Annotated in this window: 4 protein-coding genes and 1 tRNA gene; 4 read left to right on the top strand and 1 reads right to left on the bottom strand. The window is 42.0% G+C overall.

Annotation, left to right across the window (positions count from 1 at the left end):
- Nucleotides 1-113: 113 nt before the first annotated feature.
- Nucleotides 114-189 (top strand) — tRNA-Val (locus L2737_RS20280).
- Between the two features lie 320 nt (nucleotides 190-509).
- Here the strand turns inward: L2737_RS20280 and L2737_RS20275 are convergent.
- Nucleotides 510-2,339, bottom strand: coding sequence for an ABC transporter ATP-binding protein (locus L2737_RS20275; RefSeq protein ID WP_248956925.1), 1,830 nt, complete (start codon nucleotides 2,337-2,339; stop codon nucleotides 510-512).
- A gap of 184 nt (nucleotides 2,340-2,523) precedes the next feature.
- Between L2737_RS20275 and L2737_RS20270 the strand changes: the two genes are divergently transcribed.
- From L2737_RS20270 to L2737_RS20260, 3 genes are all read left to right on the top strand, one after another.
- Complete coding sequence (locus tag L2737_RS20270; RefSeq protein WP_248956924.1) at nucleotides 2,524-4,152, top strand: Ada metal-binding domain-containing protein; 1,629 nt, start codon at nucleotides 2,524-2,526, stop codon at nucleotides 4,150-4,152.
- Entirely contained in the window at nucleotides 4,142-4,654 is a 513-nt protein-coding gene (locus L2737_RS20265) for a methylated-DNA--[protein]-cysteine S-methyltransferase (protein ID WP_248956923.1), read from the top strand. Before L2737_RS20270 ends, L2737_RS20265 begins: the two co-directional genes overlap by 11 nt.
- Before the next feature lie 253 nt (nucleotides 4,655-4,907).
- The gene (locus tag L2737_RS20260; protein WP_248956922.1) at nucleotides 4,908-6,251 is read left to right on the top strand and encodes a DEAD/DEAH box helicase; all 1,344 of its coding nucleotides are present in this window, start codon (nucleotides 4,908-4,910) and stop codon (nucleotides 6,249-6,251) included.
- Nucleotides 6,252-6,322: the final 71 nt, after the last annotated feature.

The following is a 6,322-nucleotide window of genomic DNA, read 5'->3' as shown; positions in this document are numbered from 1 at the left end:
GTCGATTAGCTCAGCTGGGAGAGCACCTCCCTTACAAGGAGGGGGTCACTGGTTCGAGCCCAGTATCGACCACCATTCTTTTCGTAAAGAATTAAAACATTATGAAATCCCCAGGTCGATTAGCTCAGCTGGGAGAGCACCTCCCTTACAAGGAGGGGGTCACTGGTTCGAGCCCAGTATCGACCACCATTATTTTTTTATTCCTGTTTTACCTTTCTAAAGATTTTTCATTTCAAATATTTAATTCGTACTTTAAAGCCGTTGCGATTTCTTTACTTACTTCATAAATCTATCTCTATTTTTGTGTCTGTCTCTAACTCTATCTCTATTTCTAATTCCCTCTACATCTCTGACCTTTTTTGTGGAATGCTCAGTTTTCGCAGGTAACCCAATACATGTGTGATTGACTGGGTTCGTTTAATTAGTGCTTGATTAAACCACTAAAAAAGCCGCTCAACATGCATTGAACGGCTTAGTAGGGGATAACGAATCGTTATTTTATTAAGCGATTAATCTATACCGAGGAAGCCACCTGTTTGGTGTGCCCATAACTGCGCATAAATACCCCCCGATTTGATCAACTCTTGGTGCGTACCTTGTTCAACAATCTTGCCCTTGTCCAAGACAATTAGCCTGTCCATTGCTGCGATGGTTGATAAGCGATGGGCAATGGCAATCACAGTTTTACCTTGCATTAATTCATATAAACTTTCCTGAATCGCTGCTTCTACTTCAGAATCGAGAGCTGATGTTGCCTCATCGAGTAACAGAATTGGCGCGTTTTTAAGCAGCACACGGGCAATCGCGATACGTTGGCGTTGACCACCTGATAATTTAACACCGCGCTCGCCGACCTGTGCATTAAGTCCAGTATTACCAAAGGGATCTGATAAGTCTTTAATGAACTCACTGGCTTGCGCCTGTTCAATTGCCGCCAGTAATTGCTCATCTGACGCTGTTGGATCGCCATAAAGGATGTTTTCACGAATGGAGCGATGCAGTAATGAGGTATCTTGAGTCACCATGCCAATCATTGAGCGCAAAGAGTCCTGAGTGACATCGGTGATCTTTTGGTCATCAATTGCAACGTGGCCTTTTTCGACATCATGAAATCGCATTAGCAAATTTACCAATGTAGATTTACCTGCGCCAGAGCGGCCGACTAAACCGACTTTCTCGCCCGCTTTGATGTTCAAGTTCAAGTCGTTAATGACACCAGATGCTTCACCATAATTAAAGCTGACATCATTGAAATCAATTTTACCATTGTCTACAACGATATCTTTAGCATCTGTTTTATCTTCAATTTCAATCGGTTTCGATAAGGTGTTCATCCCATCTGTTACTGTACCTATGTTCTCGAACAGTGAGCTGATTTCCCACATGATCCATTGAGACATGCCATTAAGGCGCAATGCCAAGCTGACAGCGATAGCAATTGCACCCACAGTGATGGCGTTATCTGCCCATAACCAAATCGATACTGCCGCAATGGTAAATGCCAACAAATAGTTAATTGCTTGAACCAGCACGTTAATGATAGTCACTAGACGCATTTGACCATACACAGTCTGTAAGAAGCCCATCATGCTGTCTTGGGCGTAATCAGCTTCTTGTTTGGTGTGCGAGAATAACTTTACAGTTGAAATATTGGTGTAACTGTCAACAATTCGTCCTGTCATGGTCGAGCGTGCATCAGCTTGCTTAGTTGAAATCGCTTTTAGTTTCGGCACGAGTTTCCACTGAATAGCAACATAAGCAAATAACCACACTAGCATCGGTAGCATTAAACGCACATCAGCACTGGCAATCATCACTAGCATTGAGGTGAAATAAATAATGATGTACATCAGTACATCAAGCAATTTCATCACGGTTTCTCTCACAGCTAGTGAGGTTTGCATGACTTTGGTGGCAATACGTCCGGCAAAGTCGTCCTGATAGAACGAAACGCTTTGTTTAAGCAAATAACGGTGTGCTTGCCAGCGTATCGCCATCGGGTAGTTACCCAAGAGTGTCTGATGAACAATAGAAGCATGCAGCCAGACCAATGCAGGGATCACCACTAAGACAATTACGGACATACCAATGAGGGTGTTCCCTTCATCCTGCCATAATGTCTCAGGGTTTTTAGTGACTAACCAGTCTACTAATTTGCCCATAAAACCAAATAAAGACACCTCTAAAATGGCCAAAATAGCGGTTAATATCGACATAATGATTAGATGCTTTTCAAACCCGCGAGTGTAATGACGGCAGAAAGCATATACGCCTTTAGGGGCTTGCGACGGCTCTTCTTGAGGAAGGGGATTGGTTAACGATTCGAAAAATTTAAACATCAACAGCTCAAACAAATATTAGTTAACGATAGGATACCGTAACTTGTGAACGAAGTGTTGAATTGATTATGACAATTGATGTCAGCATTAAATCAACATTGAGTTCCGTTTTCCGCTAGTGAGCGGCGACAACTTTGGTTAAAGTAGATCCACACTTTAAGATTGTGAGTTAGTTTACGCCGCCATGAAAACTATTAATAAAACGGATACCTATCAATCAAACGAGATGCCAGTGGGTTTGTCTTCGCTTGCTTACAATCATTGCCATTTACCTGATGATACCTGCAGACAAGCAAGACTAAGTCGAGATGCACGTTTTGATGGCCGATTTTTCATTGGGGTTAAAACCACAGGTATCTTTTGTCGCTCAATTTGTCCAGCATCGCCGCCAAAAGAGCAAAATGTGGTTTATTTTGATTCAGCGATCAAAGCTGCAGAAGCTGGGCTTAGACCTTGTTTACGCTGCAGGCCTGACAGTGCACCGCAATCTAACGCTTGGAAAGGCACTAACACCAGTTTACTGCGGGCCATTAGCTTGATTGATGCAGGGTGTTTAAGTGGTGAAAATGCAGAATCGTTAACCCAATTGTCTGCACGTCTTGGCATAAGTTCTCGCTATTTGAGTCAATTATTTAACAAACAACTTGGAACATCGCCCAAAAAATATGCTCTATACCGTCAGTTAATGTTTGCCAAACAATTATTGCATCAAACACAACTACCTATTACTGATGTGGCCATGGCGGCAGGTTTCAATAGTATTAGACGATTTAATGAAGTGTTTAAAGCGCAACTGCAACTGACGCCATCTCAATTAAGGCGTTCACCGTCTGCTAAAACGAATACTAATCCTATTGCCAGGAAAGGGATTAAAGACAAACCAGCTCTTGATACACATGCCAGTTTCTCCCATGGGATTAACTTATTGCTGGATTACCGTCCGCCATTTTTATGGTCTGATTTATGGGCATTTTACAAAGTTCGAGCGGTTGAAGGTATGGAGTGGCTTGATGAACAGTCGCTCACATATGGGCGTAGTTTTTCACTGGGTTTTGATGATATTTCAATTAGAGGCACATTTGAAATCTCAGAAGTTAACGCAAAAAACCAGCTGTTATTGAATGTGCAATTCGAACGTGAGCAAGATATTGGCTATTTATTTCAAGTTGTTCAATATGTAAGAAAAATATTAGATTTAGACGCTGATATGGATGTAATAGAAGCTTCTTTTTCTCCATTAGTGTCTATGGGAATGCGTGTTTCATCTGGCCTTAGGATCCCCGCGACAGCATCAGTTTTTGAGGCAGGTTGCCGAGCTGTGTTAGGGCAGCAGGTGAGCGTCATTCAGGCGAGTAAATTGCTTAATGTGCTAGCAGTAAATTACGGCGATAAAGCAGTCATAGGCCAGCGAGAAGTGCTGTTTTTTCCTAAAGCTGAACAGGTTGCCACAGCAGGACTTGATGAGTTTAAAATGCCTGGCGCCAGAAAACGTGCATTAAACGGGTTAGGTCAATTCGTTGCTGATAACCCGTTAGCCTCACCCGAAGCCTGGATTGAGGTGAAAGGCATAGGCCCATGGACGATTGCTTACGCCAGAATGCGAGGAGAAAGTGACCCTAATATCTTTTTGGGTGGCGATTTAGTGATTAAAAATAGACTTAAAGCACTCATAGCAAAGCAAGACATTACTTTAGGAACTACGACAGACTTTACACCTAAATATTATCAACAGCTTGTAGATAAAATCAGTCAGCAAGTCAGCCCTTGGGGCAGTTATTTAACCTTTCAATTATGGAAAAGTGATGAAAATTAATAATCAACCGCCAGTGTTTCAACAGATTATTGCTAGCCCTGTGGGCTATCTGAAACTACAAGCATCAACGCATGGGCTGACTCATTTACAAGTGGTCGCTGAATCAACCACACTGGATGCGTTATCTCAGGCGGACTCAGGAGAGGTCAATCAAGCGAAAGCTTTTGTTATTCAAGCTATTGAAGAATTACGCGAGTATTTTTCAGGTGAAAGGCAAGATTTTGATGTCAAATTAGCAGCCAAAGGAACTGAGTTTCAGCAGCAAGTTTGGCAAGCATTAAAGGCGCTGCCCTTTGGCGATATTTGTAGTTATGCGGCCATTGCCGATACGATTGAACGCCCCAAAGCGGTTAGGGCTGTTGGCGCCGCAAATGGCGCAAACCCAATTGCGATAATTGTGCCTTGTCATCGAGTGATTGGCAAAGATGGCAGCTTAACGGGTTATGCTTACGGACTTGAAATGAAGCAATTTTTATTGAACTTGGAAGGGGTCAACTTGTAAAGGATGGACTCACTAAGATTAAGCTAAGAGCGAATGAAGTCATTCATTAAATATTAGCGAGCTATTGATGAGGGCATTTCTTTAGTTTTAATCATTTCTAATCTAGCTTGAGTCCACTTTTTAGCTGCTATGTATCATTTAGCTTATTAAATGCGCATAGCATGCGCAATATCGCTAACTTAACCTGCTCAAATAAGCTAAAATACTCTCAAAGCTATATCCAATTTCTATTTTATTTGAGCATCCATAATTAATGACATCAGCTAACAACTCTCCTGTTACTTCGCAGACAAGTGCAACAACTTTTGCCGAACTTGGCCTTATTGCACCTATTAACAATCGTCTTGCGGAAATGGAATATAAAACGCCAACACCTATTCAGGCACAGGCTATTCCGAGTGTTATTGCAGGAAAAGATCTATTAGCTGGCGCCAATACGGGTTCAGGTAAAACTGCTACATTTGTTTTACCCATTCTGCAAAAAATCCATCAAGCCCAACAAGGTGCTAAAAAAGATAAAGGCAACTTTGTTTCGGCATTAGTGCTAGTGCCTACACGAGAGCTTGCAAAACAAGTTGCTGACAGTGTGAAGTCTTATGCTGTTCATTTTAATGGTGCAATTAAATCAACAGCCGTGTTTGGTGGTGTATCAGCCAATACGCAAATGTTAGCGCTACGTGGCGGCACTGATGTATTAGTGGCAACCCCTGGGCGTTTACTTGATTTGATTTCGAGCAATGCGATTAAGTTAGATAAAGTTGAAACCTTAGTGCTTGATGAAGCTGACCGAATGCTGAGTCTTGGTTTTACTGAAGAGTTATCATCTTTGCTTGCCTTAATGCCACAGAAAAAACAAACCTTGTTGTTCTCTGCGACGTTCCCTGAAGAAGTTCGCACACTGACAGATAATCTGCTGCAAGACCCTGTTGAAATCCAATTGCAGAGCGCGGATGCCAGCACATTAGTACAACGGGTGTTTACGGTAAATCGTGAAAAGAAAACTGCGCTTCTTGCTGAGCTAATTAAGCAAAATAAATGGCGTCAAGCGCTTATCTTTGTCAATGCGAAAAATAGCTGTAAGCATCTAGCTGATAAATTATCAAAGCGTGGCATTACTGCGGAAGTCTTTCATGGTGATAAAGGTCAAGGCGCGCGTAACCGCGTTTTAGAGGGCTTTAAAGCAGGCGATATTGAAGTGTTAATTGCCACCGATATTGCAGCCCGTGGTTTAGATATTGAGAAACTGCCAGTGGTGATTAACTTTGATTTACCACGAAGCCCAGCTGATTATATGCACCGTATTGGTCGCAGTGGCCGTGCTGGTGAAGTGGGCTTAGCGTTATCTTTGATTGCCCATGCTGATTACCACCATTTCAGTATTATCGAAAAAAAGAACAAAATTCGTTTAGAGCGTGAAACCTTTGTTGGCTTTGAACCTGATGAAGAAATGCCTGACGATGAATATGCTGTAGAAAAGCCAATGGCAAAACCAGCTGGTACGGGTAAGAAAAAGAAGAAAAAACAAGCACCTGTTAATGTTGATATTTGGGCTGGTATTGCTAAAGAAGATAGCGATAAAGATGACAGTGCTCAATAACACCATTTGAATAATGGAAGCTTATGAGGTTCAGGGATTGATTCTACGTTAAATGATAAATAAACCCGAAT

The organism is Shewanella electrodiphila (assembly GCF_023283985.1).
GTDB lineage: Bacteria > Pseudomonadota > Gammaproteobacteria > Enterobacterales > Shewanellaceae > Shewanella > Shewanella electrodiphila.
Note: the sequence above shows the minus strand (reverse complement) of the source record. Positions and strands in the feature narration are given on the sequence as shown.

What these genes read in the sequence shown, in the direction of transcription:
- L2737_RS20275 (WP_248956925.1), bottom strand. Translation starts at nt 2,339, where the DNA reads ATGTTTAAATTTTTCGAATCGTTAACCAATCCCCTTCCTCAAGAAGAG.
- L2737_RS20270 (WP_248956924.1), top strand. Translation starts at nt 2,524, where the DNA reads ATGAAAACTATTAATAAAACGGATACCTATCAATCAAACGAGATGCCA.
- L2737_RS20265 (WP_248956923.1), top strand. Translation starts at nt 4,142, where the DNA reads ATGAAAATTAATAATCAACCGCCAGTGTTTCAACAGATTATTGCTAGC.
- L2737_RS20260 (WP_248956922.1), top strand. Translation starts at nt 4,908, where the DNA reads ATGACATCAGCTAACAACTCTCCTGTTACTTCGCAGACAAGTGCAACA.